This is a genomic window from Halomonas sp. KG2, assembly GCA_030440445.1.
Lineage (GTDB): Bacteria > Pseudomonadota > Gammaproteobacteria > Pseudomonadales > Halomonadaceae > Vreelandella.
Genome location: CP098528.1, coordinates 1,333,542 through 1,349,067, shown reverse-complemented (window position 1 = coordinate 1,349,067; position 15,526 = coordinate 1,333,542). Strand labels below are relative to the sequence as shown.

The following is a 15,526-nucleotide window of genomic DNA, read 5'->3' as shown; positions in this document are numbered from 1 at the left end:
GAATTTTGGATAATAACCCCCATGGATACCCCGCAACCTACAGAATCGCACACGCTGAAAAAATCACACAAGTTGCATAACGTCTGCTACGACATTCGTGGCCCAGTGCTCGATCATGCCAAGCGCCTGGAAGAAGAAGGCCAACAGATCTTAAAGCTTAACATTGGCAACCCGGCGCCGTTTGGCTTTGAGGCACCGGAAGAGATTCTTCATGACGTGATGCGCAACCTGCCCACTGCCCAGGGCTACTGTGATTCTAAAGGCCTTTACTCGGCGCGTAAGGCAATTATGCAAGAGTGCCAACGTAAACGGATTCCTGGGGTTGGCATTGAAGATATCTACATCGGCAACGGCGTTTCTGAGCTGATCGTGATGTCGATGCAGGCACTGTTAAACGACGGTGATGAAGTACTGATCCCCGCCCCCGACTACCCGCTATGGACCGCCGCAGCGAATTTATCTGGCGGTCACGGCGTGCACTACTTATGCGATGAACAAGCCGATTGGGCACCGGACATAGCAGACATTCGCGCCAAAGTTACCAGCCGTACCCGAGCCATTGTCATTATCAACCCGAACAACCCTACCGGTGCGGTTTACCCGCCTGAAGTGGTACGGGAAGTGCTGGATATTGCCCAAGAGCACAATTTGGTGGTGTTCTCCGATGAGATCTACGACAAGATTCTTTATGACGGCGTAGAGCACACCGCCACGGGCGCATTGGCGGATGATGACCAACTGGTCATTACCATGAATGGGCTATCAAAAAGCTACCGCTGCGCGGGCTTTCGTTCCGGCTGGATGACCATTTCCGGCACGTTAGCCAAACAGCGTGCCAGTGATTTCATTCAGGGCCTGACCATGTTGGCCTCAATGCGCCTGTGCGCTAACGTACCAGCCCAGCACGCTATCCAAACCGCACTGGGTGGCTACCAGTCAATCAATGATTTGATTCTGCCGGGCGGCCGACTATTGGCTCAGCGAGATATCACGATAGAAAAACTTAACGCCATCCCAGGGGTCTCTTGCGTGACGCCTAAAGGTGCGCTGTATGCCTTTCCCCGCTTAGACCCTAAGGTGTTTAACATTCAAGATGACCAACAGCTGGTGCTGGACTTACTGCTCCAGGAAAAAATTCTGCTGGTGCAAGGCACTGCGTTCAACTGGCCAGAACCGGATCACGTGCGCATTGTTACTCTGCCATGGGCCGACCAATTGGGTGACGCACTTGATCGCTTTGCTAATTTCTTGTCTCGCTATCGCCAATAAAACGGCGGCCAATAAAAACGGTGACTTGAAACTGACGTTAACAGCACGTATCTAAACTGTCATTCCACTAACGCTTTTTAATGACCTTTGAGGGAGAACCCGCATCATGATGCGAATTGTGCTGTTTTTAGCCACTAACTTAGCGGTGTTGCTGGTTGCCAGCTTAACGCTGCGACTGTTTGGGGTGGAAAGCTACCTAAGCAGTCAGGGCATCAACTTTACTAGCCTGCTGATTTTCTGCTTCATCTTCGGCATGGTCGGCTCGCTGGTATCGCTGTTTATTTCCAAGTGGATGGCAAAGCGTTCGACTGGCACCGTAATTATCGAAACACCCTCGAATTCAACAGAGCAGTGGCTGTTGGATACGGTGGCCGAACTTTCCCGCGAAGCGGGTATTAAAACGCCAGAAGTGGGCATTTTTCCTGCTCAGCAGTCCAACGCGTTTGCCACCGGCTGGAATAAAAACGATGCATTAGTCGCCGTTTCAGCGGGCCTATTAAACCGTATGCGCCCTGAAGAAGTGCGCGCGGTGCTGGCCCACGAAATCGGCCACGTGGCCAACGGCGACATGGTCACGCTGGCGCTGATTCAAGGCGTTGTGAATACCTTTGTTATGTTCTTTGCTCGGGTCGTGGCTCAGTTAGTCGACAACTTCTTAAGAAGTCGTAGCGACGGCGAAGGTGGCCTTGGTTTTATCGGTTATTTTGCCGTGGTGATCGTGGCAGAAATCGTCTTTGGTCTTGTCGCCTCTGCAATCGTTGCCTGGTTCTCACGCTATCGTGAATACCGTGCCGATGAGGCAGGCGCACGCCTAGCGGGCACCGGCGCGATGGTGAATGCGCTGGCACGTCTGAAAGCGGAAACTGAAATGCCTGACCAGATGCCGGATACCCTGCGCGCGATGGCTATTACGAAAGGCCAAACCCGCTCTTTGCTAGAGCAGCTGTTCGCCAGCCACCCGCCGCTGGACGATCGCATTCGCGCTTTAAAAGAAGCGGCTTACCGTCAGTAAACGCATATTCGCTAGCTGTAACACAAGGCCCGCAAATGCGGGCCTTGTGCTTTCTAAACAACCTAACAACCAACCCACCGTCACCACACAGCTATACGCAGCGCACTTGAAAACCAGCCGCTAGCAATGGCGCTTCCAGAACCGTTGCGTCGTTTTCTAACAACACACGCAGCGTGGCAAACTCTCGACGCAGTGGGTAGTTTGATCGGCAGTAATCAAAGCCCTTTTTGATCCCCTGGTGAAACACATGCCACTGCAACGCATCGTGGTCGCGGCGCACATCGTAAACCGCGCGCGTGCATAGCCGGAGTGCTTCTTCTGTCGGCATCGCTTGCTGCAGCGTTATTGCTGACAGCGCAGGTCGAGGGCAGAGTTCGCTGAACGTAACGCCACTTGGCCGCTCGATATGCTGAGCCAGCGCCTGCTGAATCATCCACGTGCCACGCAACTTGCCATCAAGGCTATGCCCGGCAATATGGGGTGTCGCCAGCGCTACCAAATCACGCAACCCGGCATCGATCTCCGGCTCATCTTCCCAAACATCGAGAATCGCCGTGATGTCGCCTTTACCCGCTAAACGACTACGTAGCGCCAGACCGTCAATACAGTCGCCCCGCCCGGCGTTTAGCAACACAGTCCCAGGGGCTAGGTCATTAATACGCTCAGCATTAAACAGTTGATACGTGGCATGGGGGCCCTCTTTCACCAGCGGATTCACCAGCGGAGTATGCAGGCACACGACGTCGCAGTGTTCGATGACGCTATCCAGCGAGCAAAACAGGCCCGCCTCCTCTACTGCTGCGGGCCCTTTTCCGGGCTGTTCTTTTTCTGCGCGAGGCGGATCACACACCATGGTTTCCACACCCAGTGCTTGCAAACGCTGCTGCAAACGGCTGCCAACGTTGCCAGCCCCCACAATACCCACCCTACGTGCCAGCAACGACCAACCTTGTCGCTCACTCATCAGCAGCAAGCTGCTAAGCACGTAATCCACCACGGCGTCGGCATTACAGCCAGGCGCACTAGCAAAGCCAATGCCGCGCTCGCTTAATAACGCACGATCAATATGGTCAGTGCCAATGGTGCAGGTACCCACAAAACGGACAGGGCTTTGTGCCAACAGCGCGTGGTTGACCTGAGTAATCGAGCGCACGATCAGCGCGTCGGCATCGGCTACATCAAAGGGACGAATCTCACGCCCTGGCAAGCGATGCAGCGTGCCAAACGACTCAAAACAGAGGTCTGCAGCGGGGATATTCGCGTCGATAACAAGTTTCATAGGCGTTTTCGTATCCGGGCTTTACAATACGCCCGCAACGGCTTGCTGTGCAGGCATGATCTAGAAGCAGTTAAGGAGATGGGTGTGATCGTACGCTGGGAAACCGACCATGACTATGTGTTGGTGCATATTCACCAGGATATGTTTGGCGACTGGATTTTCAGCCGCGCCTGGGGGCAAATCGGCACCCAGTTTGGCGGGCTAAAGCATCAGTTGGCAGACACCCTGGAGCAAGCTCAAATGTGGATGGAAGATGAGGCCACCATCCAGGCCTCGCGAGGGTTTCGCAAGGTACTGGAAGCAGCCGATCATACGCCCGAAGGACAGGAAGCCATGCGGCAGTTGTCGCTACTTGATGCACTTTAGGTGCATAGAACTCCATGTTAGCGACAATGATTCAAACCTTAAAGGCTGTTTTAAGAGCGGTTTCAAGGGCTGCCTCAAGGGCTGTCTCAACCCAAGTAGCGCCGTCCATTGCGCTGATGCGCGCCAACTGGCGGCGCATTTTCGGGCGGTGTGGTAAGTGCTGCCAGCGCAGCCTCATCCAACCAGCCGCGCGCTTGTAACCAAGCGCTCAGCTTATCAAGATCAAAGCCTCGATCCAGCTCTTCCCCATTAGCATCCATCAAAACCGGAATGCGTACACCATAACGCGCCGCTAACGTATCGTCGTCGCTGATTTCAATGTGATGCAGCGATACCTCTTGGTTCGCCAACGTTACCACTAGCGCCTCTAACTGAGCGCATAAGTGGCAGCCTAACGTTGTATAAATCGATAGCTGAATCATATCCGGTCTCTTTGTGCCCTTACGCTTTATGCCGTAGCAAAAACACATGATGCAGGTTGGTTCGGCGTTGAAAATCCGGATCAAACGTACGCGATGTAATATCTTCCACTACGTAGCGCTCGCTGAGCGCCTCGTCTAGCTTGAAGCGCCGCTGATTGTTCGAGAACACCAGAGTACCGCCGGGCGCAAGACGCGCCATGGCCAGTTCCACTAGCCGCGGATGGTCACGCTGAACATCAAGGGTATCGCGCATTTTCTTGGAGTTAGAAAATGTCGGCGGGTCCATAAAGATCAGGTCAAACTCGGCGTTCGCGGTTTCAAGCCAGCGGAAACAGTCATCCCGCACCACACGATGTAGCCTTGGGTCCAGCTTGTTCAGCGCAAAGTTGTCTCTCGCCCACTCAAGGTAGGTATTCGACATATCGACACTGACGCTGTCGCTTGCACCGCCCAAGGCTGCTTGCACAGTTGCTGTGGCAGTGTAGCAAAACAGGTTTAAGAAGCGCTTCCCGCTAGCCATCTCGTTAAGCAGGCGGCGTACTGGTCGATGATCCAGAAACAAGCCGGTATCCAAGTAGTCACGCAGGTTAACCCACAGCCGAGCGTCACCTTCCCGCACTTCAAAGCGCTCTCCGCTGGCATCCCGCTTCTGGTACTGGGCACTGCCCGTTTGCCGCTCACGACGCTTTATATACACCTTGCCTGGATCAACGCCGAGGGCATCGGGCAGTACTTCCAAGGCATCAAACAGACGCTTTTGAGCCTGAGCAGGGTTAATTGAGCTGGGTGCAGCGTACTCTTGAACATGCACTCGGTCACCGTAACGGTCGACTGCCAGCGCATACTCTGGCATATCAGCATCGTAAACACGGTAGCAAGTCTCAGCGCTTTTCTTAAGCCACTTTTTCAGACGTTTTTGGTTTTTCGCCAGTCGATTGGCAAACATTTGGGCATTTTCCGACACAGCAGGCTTGGCACTGGTGCTTGTTTGCTGCGCCTCTCCAGCATTTTCTGAGACAGAAGAAACGCTGTCACTGTCTGGCGTGCTGGCCGTGCGGGTGGCAATTTCCATTAGCAGCAACTTCGCATCCAGCGCACCGTTCTTCAGCGCATACTGCTTGTGAGCACGCAGCCCAAGGCGATGCCCTAAATCGGGGTTACCGGTAAACAGCGCCAGTGTCCAACCAGGAAACAGCGCTTTCGCCTTTTCTCCCAATTGGGCATACAAACGCACCAACTCAGGTAATTCGCCTAAGCGCTCGCCATAAGGCGGGTTAGTCATCAATAGCCCGCGTTCGGCAGTAATAGCCTCTGGCCTGGTTAGCTGACTTAGGCTCTGCCCATGCAAGGTAATTAGCGCAGGAATGCCCGCACGCATGGCGTTAGCTTTCGCTGCTGTCAATGCCGCCGGACTCTGATCAAAGCCCACCAGCGCCGTTTTACAGCGTTTACGGCCTATCGACGCCCGCGCCTCAGCTTCGCGCTTTAACTCTTTCCACAGCGGCTCGTCGTGGCCTGCCCAGCCCTGAAAGCCGAAGCGCTCCCGATTGAGATTGGGTGCTTGGTCGGCGGCCATTAGCGCCGCTTCAATCAGCAACGTACCTGCACCACATAGCGGATCTAACAGCGGCTCACCGGCTTTTGCTCGTTCAGGCCAGCCAGCACGCACTAGCAACGCAGCTGCCAAGTTCTCTTTCAGCGGTGCATGTCCAACATCACGGCGGTAGCCACGGCGGTGCAAACTTTCGCCTGAAAGATCAATTCCCAGACTTAAGTTAGCGCGGTGTAGATGGGCGTAGATGCGCAGATCAGGTGTTTTAGTATCCACATTTGGACGCTCCTGACCGGCTAGCTGCAGCGAATCAACAACGCCATCTTTCACCGTCTGGGCACCAAACCGGGTATGGCGAATGTGGTCGCTGCGGCCATGAAAATCTACCGCCAGCGTTTTGCCTGGCGTTAAATGCTGTGTCCAGGGAAGCCGGGCAACCACGTCACGCACTTGCTCAGCGGTATCAATCATCGGCTCCCGAGCCAACAGCAAAATAATGCGGTTAGCTAGCCGTGACCATAGGCATATGCGATAGGCGGTTGCTAGATTGGCGGAAAAATAAACGCCCGCCACGGTCGTTTTACCTGGCTCGGCTCCTAGCGCTGAAAGCTCATCAGCTAAAAGGCCTTCAATGCCTTTTGGGCAGGTAGCAAGGAGGTTTAGAGGGGCAGTTTGGCTCGACTCGGTCATGTTTATCGCCGCGCGTAAGAGCGCGATATTCCTATATATGGCAAATGAGTTTACGTCTTATGACAATTTGATGGTCGACAAGTGACCCCATAATGAGCTAACAATAAGAGTGTAGCTACTGAAAAACGCATGCGTTGTTTGTCAGGGTTCTATTAGCAACTTGCTTTCAAGACCCCTAATTTGTCGAGTCTGCCGCTTTGCCCGTTCAGCACGTGAGTGCTAGGCATTAGCGTTGAGTGGCGGCTTGCCAACGTTATCTATCGAAATAGCACTGATGCAAATATAGCATTTTTGCCCAGCGTGCTTTTCTTATCAAAGGCTTTCGTGAAAAGAGGTTAGCCAATGAAACGACAAAAACGTGATCGCTTCCAACGGGCTTATGTTCACGGCTATAAAGCGGGCATTACGGGTCGCTCCCGAGATGACTGCCCCAGTCAAGATGTTAATTTACGCGAATATTGGATGAGTGGTTGGCGTGAAGGTCGCGGTGATCAGTGGGACGGGATGACAGGCGTCTCCGGTATCCATAAAAATCCCATGGTGATGACCTAGTTTTTTACCTTTTTAAACATGACATTTGGAGTACGGAGCCCGCTGACAAGCGGGCTTTTTTATTGCTCAATTATTGCTGTTTCAATGCCTCGGCGCACGCTTTCACTAACCCAGGCCCTTGATAGATCAACCCTGAGTAGAGCTGCACCAAGTCTGCACCAGCGGCAATTTTAGCAGCAGCGGCCTCACCGCTATCAATCCCACCCACACCTATAATAGGCAGCGTTGGCAGTTGCGCGCGTAACAGGCGAATCACCCTATTCGATGCTTCAAAAACGGGTTTTCCAGAAAGCCCACCCGCCTCTTCTGATTGAGGGTCACTCTTAACGGCATCGCGAGCTATCGTAGTATTTGTCGCAATAACACCATCCAGCGCATTACGAGCAATACTGCCAGCCACCAGAGCGACCTCTTCTTCACTCATATCTGGGGCGATTTTAACCAGTAGCGGCACCTTGCGGCCTAACGCGCTGTCCAGTGCTTGGCTGCGCGAACGAATAGGCCCAAGCAGTGAATCCAGCTGCTCGCCGAACTGTAATGTCCGCAGCCCAGGCGTATTAGGCGAGGAAATATTGACCGCAATATAATCAGCCACGCTGTGCACCGCCTCTAAACAAAGCAGGTAATCATCGAGCGCGTTTTCCACAGCGGTGGTTAAGTTTTTACCAATATTGATGCCCACAACGCCTCTGTAGTGGCGCTTTTTCACCTGGGCGACAAGGTGCTCAACCCCTTTGTTATTAAATCCAAAGCGGTTAATGATCGCCTCGTGGCCTGCAAGCCGAAACAAACGTGGCTTCGGGTTGCCTGGCTGCGCTTTGGGCGTCACGGTGCCTACTTCTACAAACCCAAAGCCCAACGCGCCCAGCGCATCCAAGTGATCGGCATTTTTATCCAGCCCTGCGGCAAGCCCTACCCGGTTACTAAAACGCAGCCCCATCAGTTCGACAGGGTCGCTCACAGGCTCACCATATACCCGCTGCACACCACCCACCCGATGCAGAGTATCTAACGCACCCAGCGCCAACCCATGAGATGCTTCTGGGTCGAGTCGAAACAACAGCGAACGGGCGAAGTTATACATCAGCGAGGCTCTCCAGAGCAGTGGGCATAAAGCAGACGAACGGACACGCTACATGTGGGCAAATAAACGACATAGCGCGCGGCGCGCAGAGTATAGCGTAAATCAAGTTATCTTCGCAGCGCTGAGCGGCGAGAAAGGCGCTGCCGTGAAAAAACGATCACAAGAGCAGTCTCAAGAACGGTCTCAAGAACCGTCATAAAAAAAACCGCGCCCTGATTCAGGACGCGGTAGGTGGTGTTACTTATCGAGCAAGTCGATAGCTAGCTTGCGACTTACGCTTCGCTATCACTTTCAGCAAGATCAACCAATTCACGTACGGCGACGGCAAACAGTGCAAAGCCACCTTCACTGCCACCGCGCACTTCATCAATCAAGTGGCACCAGCGGCGGTGTAGCTCGGCGTGCTGCTCAAGCCACTGAGCCACACGCTCTTGGGTGTCACGACTACCCGCTTCCAATTTCAGAACACTGGTCGTTAGTGCCAGTTGCTGGCGATCAATATCGTCACGGAAGGTTTCTCGCGCTTGCGCTTGCCACGCATCACGCACTTCCAGCTGGGTCACCTGCTGTATAATCCAGGGTAGCTCTAGACGGCTGCCAATTTCGTAGAACACTTCGGCCACACGCTGAGGCTTCTCATTGGTGACCCGCGCTGCGTGAATAATGCCCAAACCTGCATAGAGACTAGGCGACGCAGCCACCGTAGAGGCTAGCGCTTCGGGCACACCTGCTTCTAGCAGCTCGTCGCAACGCTTGCGCCATGTAGCCTGCTCTTCTCCGCTGAGCAGTTCACCAATCCCTTCTTGCAGTTGAGCAAGGCGAGGTCCGAAGTACTCAATTGTATCTTGGGTCGACAATCCCAAATGCTGACGCAGGAACCAGCGCGTCGCGCGGCGAATCATGCGCATCAAGTCGAGCATCATTGAGTACTGCACACGGTTCGGCACTTGGTTGTCCAGCGCCTCAATCTGTTCCCACAGTGCCGTCAGGTTAAACGCGTCTCGAGCGACCACGTAAGCACGAGCAATATCAGCTCGACCCGCGCCGGTAGAGTCCATTAGACGACGAACGAAGACGATACCCATGTGGTCAACGAGATCGTTGGCCACTTGGGTGGCAACAATTTCACGCTTCAGACGGTGGTCGTACATCTCGGTCTGGTAGCGTTCCGTCAACACCTCAGGGAACAAGCGTTCTAAATGACGATGAATGTAGGGATCATCCGGCACATCAGAGTTGATCAAATCGCCTTTCAGGGTGCTCTTAGCGTAAGAAATCAGCACTGACAGCTCAGGTAACCGCATACCCTGGTCATGGCTGGCGCGCTCTTTAAGCACATCATCGGCAGGCAAGAACTCTAATTCACGATCAATTTGACCGGCTGACTCAAGCTCACTGATAAAGCGACGGTATGGCCCCATGCCTTGGAGAGACAGAATTCCGGACAGATCCAGCGCTTGGGTTTGACGATAGTTATCGAGAATGACTAGGTTAGCAACTTCCTCGGTCATATCGGATAGCAGCTGGTTACGCTGCTTGTCGGTCATGTCACCACGCTTAACCACTTCATCAATCAATATCTTGATATTGACCTCATGGTCAGAGCAGTTAACCCCACCCGCATTATCGATAAAGTCTGTATAAACGCGCACACCTTTAGCGGCCGCTTCCATCCGGCCACGCTGGGTCAAGCCTAAGTTTCCGCCCTCACCAACAACGCGGCAATTCAGCTCAGCACCGTTAATACGCAGCGCGTCGTTGGCTTTGTCGCCCACGTCAGCGTCGGTTTCATCGGAGCTCTTCACATAGGTACCGATACCACCGTTCCACAACAGATCAATCTTGGCCTTCAGCATGGCACGGATCAGATCATTGGGTGAAAGGCGCGTTTCTTCGATACCAAACACCTGCTGCATTTCCGGGGTAATCGGGATCGATTTCGCGCTGCGGCTAAAGACACCGCCCCCCTGTGAAATCAGTTCAGCATTGTAGTCTTCCCAGCTGGAGCGCGGCAGGTTGAACATGCGCTTGCGCTCGGCGAAAGCAGCTGCTGCGTCTGGGTTTGGATCGACAAAAATATGCAGGTGGTTAAATGCGCCTACCAGCTGGATTTTATCCGACAGCAGCATGCCGTTGCCGAAAACATCGCCGGCCATATCGCCAACGCCCACTACCGTGAACAAATCTTGTTGGGTATTCACGTCAAGGTTTTTGAAGTGACGCTTGACGGATTCCCAGGCACCACGCGCGGTAATCGCCATTTTCTTATGGTCGTAACCGTTAGCACCGCCAGAAGCAAAGGCATCCCCGAGCCAGTGGCCATACTCTATGGATATCTCATTTGCGATATCCGAGAAAGTTGCGGTCCCTTTATCGGCTGCAACGACAAGGTAGGTGTCGTCGCCATCATGGCGAACCACATTTTGCGGAGGCACAACCTCACCACCCACTAGGTTGTCAGTGACATCCAGCAGTGCGCGAATAAAGATTTTATAGCAGGCGATACCTTCTTTTTGCTGGGTTTCACGATCAGCATTTTCTGGCATGCGCTTGCATACGAAACCGCCTTTAGCTCCCACGGGCACGATAACCGCATTTTTTACCTGCTGGGCTTTTACCAGACCCAACACTTCCGTACGGAAATCTTCGTGGCGATCTGACCAGCGCAAGCCACCGCGAGCGACTTTACCGCCACGTAGGTGAACACCTTCTACGCGGGGTGAACAGACAAAAATCTCAAACGCCGGACGGGGCTTGGGCATGCCCGTGACTTTCGAGGGCTCCAGTTTATAGGAGATATAGTCTTTAAAACGGCCATCATCCGCTTTCTGGTAGTAGTTAGTGCGCAGAGTCGCTTGAATAAGCTCCATAAAGCGACGCAGCAACTGGTCATCATTAAGGCTGGCGACACTTTCCAGGTTCTCATTTAAACGAGCAATACAGTCATCTAAGCTGCTTGGTTGATGCTTGGGATCAAAGCGCAACCGGAATAGCTCAACAAGCGCCTGGGTGATTACCGGATAATTAGCTAGAGTAGCCGCGATGTAATCCTGCGACATACCAAAGCGAATCTGCTTAAGGTAACGGGCATAACCGCGCAGCATGGCTACTTCACGCCAATCAAGGCCAGCACCAATTATTAGACGGTTAAAAGCGTCGTTATCCGCCTCACCGGCCCATATACGCTTAAACGCTTCGCTGAAGGTGTCACGCATTTCACTTAAATTAACGCCTGCGCGACTATGTTCCAGTTCGAAGTCATGAATCCAGTAACGCTGCTGCGGGGCATTAATGTCATAAGGGCGCTCGCCGATAACGCGCAATCCCAGGTTTTCCATCATCGGCAGCACATCAGACAGCGGGATCTGCGTTTCACGATGGAAAAGCTTTAAGTTCATACCGCCCGCTTGCTCTTCCAAGGGGCGATAAAGTGACAACGAGAGATCGTCACCGCTATCCAGGGTCAGTAGATGCTGAACATCAAACACTGCTGTGCGCGCGTTGAAATCTTCTCGGTAACTGGCCGAAAATGCATCATGGAAGTGATCCATTTCGTGGTTGGCGCGCTCTTCACCAAACCCTTCGATCATTGCTTCTTGAAGCTCATCACGCCAGCTACGTGCCAAACGCGCCACTTTGCTTTCTAAGCGCTTAAGGTCATATTCGCTTGGCCCTTCCCCATTAAAGCGCAGAATAAGCTGAATACGGGCTAAAACCGACTCTGACAAATAGGTATTAAAGTCGCCAAAATGAGCGTCTAGTTCATCGCATAGCATCGTTTGTATGCGCTGGCGCAGGTCGGTAGAGAACACATCTCTTGGAACAAAGACTAAGCAGGAGTAGAACTTACCGCTGACGTCCGCGCGAATAAACAAGCGCACTTGACGGCGTTCGCGGATGTTAAGAATACCGAGTGACGTACTGGCCAGGGATTCGGTGCTGATCTGGAATAGGTCATCACGCGGATACACTTCCAACACTTGCAACAACTGTTTGCCGTTATGCCCCTGGGGGTTAAACCCGGCAATATCCATCACCGCTTTCAACTTGCGACGCAGCAGCGGAATATTGCGTGGCGATTCGTTATAAACCGTAGATGTGAACAAGCCAAAGAAGCGCCGCTCGCCGATCACATTGCCGTCGTCGTCATAGCGATCAACGGTAATATAGTCTGGGTATGTGGGGCGATGCACTCGGGAGTGATGCGCGCTTTTCGCAAACGACAGTAGCTGGGGTACCAGCACGTAGTCGCCATTTTCATCAACCCCCTCTTCAGTGCGGATACGCTCGCGGTAACGCGGCTGATCAAGGCGGAAAACCCCCAGAACACTATTGGGGTCGCGCTGCAGCTCTTTGCCTTCCAGCAGGTACTCGTCGTAACCCAGGAAGGTAAAGTTGTCTTTGAGCAGCCACTCTAAAAATGCGATGGCCTCTTCATGATCGTCAGGATCAATTTGCGGGGGGCAGTTTTTCTCTAACTCTTGAATAGCCGACGTGATTTGACCGCACATCTCGTCAAAATCGCTGACGGCGGTTCTAACATCACGTAGAACTTCATGTAACTTATTCTCAATTTTGGCCAGCGATTCAGGATCCGAGTGGCGATCCACTTCAATGACCATCAGCGACTCACGCGCATCAGGCGCATTTTCATCTCTTGGCGAGGCAAGTGCTTTGAGCTGATGCTGACCATCACGCGCCACGGCAAGCACAGCATTCTGAATAGCGTGAACCGTCAGTCCGCGACGATTAAGCTCAATCCGTACCGAATCAACCAAAAATGGCATATCTTCGTGCAAAACGGCAACGAAGGTGTGGGTTGACTGCCAGCCATGCTCTTCAAAGTCGGGGTTGAAAATGCGCACCTTGGGATTTTTGGGATCGTGATGCTGTAAAAACTGCCAAATTGACAGTGTGGCCCCATACAAGTCGTCTAAACGCCGGTCAACCAAGTCTTCAACGGGTACCGTGGCGTAGAAGTGGCGAGCAAAGGCTTCGATATCTGCCGCTCGCTCCGGCTCCAGTCGCGCATCCAATCGCTCTTGTAGCTGCTTCAAAAGATCCCGCCGACTCTCTTCAATCGCAACGTAATGCATCCATCACCTCGACTGCCTGGGGCCACAATTTAGGCCAAAAAAACGAAGGACAATAGGCCTTTAGGCCACACTATCCACTAGCTTACGCTACCGTTGCTTATCCCCCTAACCATCTGACAGGTTATTCATGGTGTATGCCGCTTATGCATCATAAGCACTATTGACAAGAGCCCTTAAGCATTATCGGCAATTTCTCAATTACCCAGCGCTCTTTCGTGTGAGTAATACACCGCATTCACAATGCTCGGTAAACGGAAACTGATCAAAAAGCGCGAACCGTTCAATATGGTGTGTTTGAGTCAGTATGGTTAAGTTTTCGGCTAGCGTTGCAGGATTGCATGAAATATAGACGATTTGAGCGTATTCGCTGATTTGATGACAACTCTCGGCATCCAGACCCGCTCTTGGTGGATCGACTAGCACGGTGGAAAACTCATACGCATCCAACGCCATCTCCGTCACTCGGCGACCTGTTTTCTCGCCCTTTAGCGCCAGGGCGAACTCTTCAGCGGACATTCTTGCGATCTGAGCATTGGTTACACCGTTAGCGTCAAGGTTGACGTTAGCGCTGGCAACCGAGGTGCGCGAAATTTCAGTCGCCAAAACGCGGCGGAAGTTATCTGCTAACGCAATGGTAAAGTTACCGTTACCACAGTAAAGCTCCACCAAGTCTTCATCTTGTCGCCCAGCGGTGGCCTCTCTGGCCCAGCTAAGCATGGTCTGGCAGATATGCGCATTTGGCTGAGTAAAACTGTTTTCGACCTGCTGATAAACCAGCTCACGACCATCAACTGTTAAGCGCTCCCACACATGATCTCGGGTTAGCACCAAGCGCTGCTTGCGAGAACGGCCAATAATCATGATGCCAAGCGCCTCTTCCAGTGCGCGCGCTTCGGCTTCCCAGGCCTCGCCTAGCGGGCGGTGGTAGATAAGCGTCACCAAGGCTTCACCAGACAACGTGGTTAAAAACTCAACTTGAAATAAGCGCCGACGAAGTTCATCGCTGGCAAGAAACGCTTCTCGCAGACGCGGCATCAGCGCATTGATATGCTCACTGGCGACGGGAAACTGATCCAAACGCACGACACGCTTGTTTTTAGGATTATCCGAATCGACCTCAAACATGGCGTAGAAGAGGTCATCATCTTCATGCCAAATACGAAATTCGCAGCGTTGCCGATAGTGACTCGACGGTGAGGGATAAACTTCAAGCGTGGGCGTGGTGAACGCTGCAAAGGTTTTCTCCACGTAGGCTTGCTTTTCAGCGAGCTGTTCGGCGTAGCGTTCTGGTTCTACACTGGGGATCGCCAAGGTAGTTCCTCATTTAAGTAAATAACATCAATAAAAACAAACAACCTAACAGAGGGACTACACCGCGTTAGGAATCGTTAATCGTTGTGGCGCGTGAAAACCAAAGCGTGCCAACCCGTTAGTAAGTTGCGACGCGGATGCTGTCGTGAAGCAACGCCCATCTTGGGCGCTGTTGGCTATGGTCGGTGCCACTTGCCCTACCCGGCGGGCAATTGCATCGCCAGAATCCACCCACACCAAGGGTACCGGCGACAGCCGGATTAGCTCATTTTTGAGCAGTGGAAAATGGGTACAGCCAAGCACAACGGTATCGAGTGCTGGGTTAGTCTGGGTAGCCTGCCATAAAGGTGTTAACGCTAGGTTTAATCGCTGCTGGTTAATCGGTATGCCGGATAGCCACGCTTCCGCTTCGGTGACAAGCTCACCTGCTGCCACCCTGGTGATCACACAGTCACTCGCGAAACTATTAATTAACGTCTGAGTATACGGCCTATTGACGGTCGCCGTTGTGGCGAGCAAGCCAATGTGACGTGTCTGACTACTCAACGCAGCAGGCTTGATAGCAGGCACCGTTCCAACAACCGGAATATCTAACGCTGCACGCAATCCCTCTAACGCTAGAGTGCTAGCGGTATTACAGGCAACTACCAAGACACTCGCCTGACAGGCATCTACTGCCGCTTTGCATACTGAGACAATACGCTGGGAGAGCGTCACATCATCACGTAGACCATAAGGTAGCCACGCATTATCACAGGCATAACACATTGCCAGATGCGGGTAATGCTGGCGAAGTGCATGGGCAACAGAAAGGCCGCCCACACCTGAATCAAACAGTAGTACAGGCCCTGACATCACTGCTTAACCATCCAATACGCGTTGTACATGCCACC

At 52.9% G+C, this 15,526-nt stretch carries 11 protein-coding genes; 4 read left to right on the top strand and 7 right to left on the bottom strand.

Going from position 1 to position 15,526, the window contains the following annotated elements:
* Positions 1-21: 21 nt before the first annotated feature.
* The gene (locus NDQ72_06130) at positions 22-1,269 is read left to right on the top strand and encodes a pyridoxal phosphate-dependent aminotransferase (GenBank protein ID WKD29524.1); all 1,248 of its coding nucleotides are present in this window, start codon (positions 22-24) and stop codon (positions 1,267-1,269) included.
* A 106-nt stretch (positions 1,270-1,375) separates the two neighbouring features.
* Entirely contained in the window at positions 1,376-2,281 is a 906-nt protein-coding gene (gene htpX, locus NDQ72_06125) for a protease HtpX (GenBank protein ID WKD29523.1), read from the top strand.
* 91 nt (positions 2,282-2,372) lie between these two features.
* Here the strand turns inward: htpX and pdxB are convergent, their stop codons facing one another.
* The gene (pdxB, locus tag NDQ72_06120; protein WKD29522.1) at positions 2,373-3,560 is read right to left on the bottom strand and encodes a 4-phosphoerythronate dehydrogenase PdxB; all 1,188 of its coding nucleotides are present in this window, start codon (positions 3,558-3,560) and stop codon (positions 2,373-2,375) included.
* Between the two features lie 84 nt (positions 3,561-3,644).
* Here pdxB and NDQ72_06115 point away from each other — a divergent pair, with 84 nt between their 5' ends.
* On the top strand, positions 3,645-3,926 hold the full coding sequence (locus tag NDQ72_06115; protein ID WKD29521.1) for a hypothetical protein: 282 nt from the start codon (positions 3,645-3,647) through the stop codon (positions 3,924-3,926).
* Between the two features lie 86 nt (positions 3,927-4,012).
* Here the strand turns inward: NDQ72_06115 and NDQ72_06110 are convergent, their stop codons facing one another.
* Complete coding sequence (locus tag NDQ72_06110; protein ID WKD29520.1) at positions 4,013-4,348, bottom strand: glutaredoxin family protein; 336 nt, start codon at positions 4,346-4,348, stop codon at positions 4,013-4,015.
* A 19-nt stretch (positions 4,349-4,367) separates the two neighbouring features.
* Positions 4,368-6,590: a bifunctional 23S rRNA (guanine(2069)-N(7))-methyltransferase RlmK/23S rRNA (guanine(2445)-N(2))-methyltransferase RlmL gene (rlmKL, locus tag NDQ72_06105; protein WKD29519.1), complete on the bottom strand. Its 2,223-nt coding sequence runs from the start codon at positions 6,588-6,590 to the stop codon at positions 4,368-4,370.
* A 342-nt stretch (positions 6,591-6,932) separates the two neighbouring features.
* On the opposite strand from rlmKL, the gene rmf reads away from it, so the two are divergent.
* Positions 6,933-7,142 carry a ribosome modulation factor gene (gene rmf / locus NDQ72_06100; protein ID WKD29518.1) on the top strand — a complete coding sequence of 70 codons (210 nt, stop codon included), beginning with the start codon at positions 6,933-6,935 and terminating at the stop codon, positions 7,140-7,142.
* A 70-nt stretch (positions 7,143-7,212) separates the two neighbouring features.
* Here the strand turns inward: rmf and NDQ72_06095 are convergent, their stop codons facing one another.
* The 4 genes from NDQ72_06095 to murI all read right to left on the bottom strand — a co-directional run bounded on the left by NDQ72_06095 (position 7,213) and on the right by murI (position 15,488).
* Positions 7,213-8,226, bottom strand: a complete 1,014-nt coding sequence (locus tag NDQ72_06095; protein WKD29517.1) for a quinone-dependent dihydroorotate dehydrogenase — start codon at positions 8,224-8,226, stop codon at positions 7,213-7,215.
* A gap of 272 nt (positions 8,227-8,498) precedes the next feature.
* The gene (locus NDQ72_06090; GenBank protein ID WKD29516.1) at positions 8,499-13,322 is read right to left on the bottom strand and encodes an NAD-glutamate dehydrogenase; all 4,824 of its coding nucleotides are present in this window, start codon (positions 13,320-13,322) and stop codon (positions 8,499-8,501) included.
* A 198-nt stretch (positions 13,323-13,520) separates the two neighbouring features.
* Positions 13,521-14,633, bottom strand: a complete 1,113-nt coding sequence (trmA, locus tag NDQ72_06085; GenBank protein WKD29515.1) for a tRNA (uridine(54)-C5)-methyltransferase TrmA — start codon at positions 14,631-14,633, stop codon at positions 13,521-13,523.
* 57 nt (positions 14,634-14,690) lie between these two features.
* Positions 14,691-15,488: a glutamate racemase gene (gene murI, locus NDQ72_06080; GenBank protein ID WKD29514.1), complete on the bottom strand. Its 798-nt coding sequence runs from the start codon at positions 15,486-15,488 to the stop codon at positions 14,691-14,693.
* Positions 15,489-15,526: the final 38 nt, after the last annotated feature.

Coding starts and splice junctions, on each gene's coding strand:
- murI (WKD29514.1), bottom strand. CDS start 15,488: ATGTCAGGGCCTGTACTACTGTTTGATTCAGGTGTGGGCGGCCTTTCT.
- NDQ72_06110 (WKD29520.1), bottom strand. CDS start 4,348: ATGATTCAGCTATCGATTTATACAACGTTAGGCTGCCACTTATGCGCT.
- NDQ72_06095 (WKD29517.1), bottom strand. CDS start 8,226: ATGTATAACTTCGCCCGTTCGCTGTTGTTTCGACTCGACCCAGAAGCA.
- pdxB (WKD29522.1), bottom strand. CDS start 3,560: ATGAAACTTGTTATCGACGCGAATATCCCCGCTGCAGACCTCTGTTTT.
- NDQ72_06090 (WKD29516.1), bottom strand. CDS start 13,322: ATGCATTACGTTGCGATTGAAGAGAGTCGGCGGGATCTTTTGAAGCAG.
- rlmKL (WKD29519.1), bottom strand. CDS start 6,590: ATGACCGAGTCGAGCCAAACTGCCCCTCTAAACCTCCTTGCTACCTGC.
- htpX (WKD29523.1), top strand. CDS start 1,376: ATGATGCGAATTGTGCTGTTTTTAGCCACTAACTTAGCGGTGTTGCTG.
- rmf (WKD29518.1), top strand. CDS start 6,933: ATGAAACGACAAAAACGTGATCGCTTCCAACGGGCTTATGTTCACGGC.
- NDQ72_06130 (WKD29524.1), top strand. CDS start 22: ATGGATACCCCGCAACCTACAGAATCGCACACGCTGAAAAAATCACAC.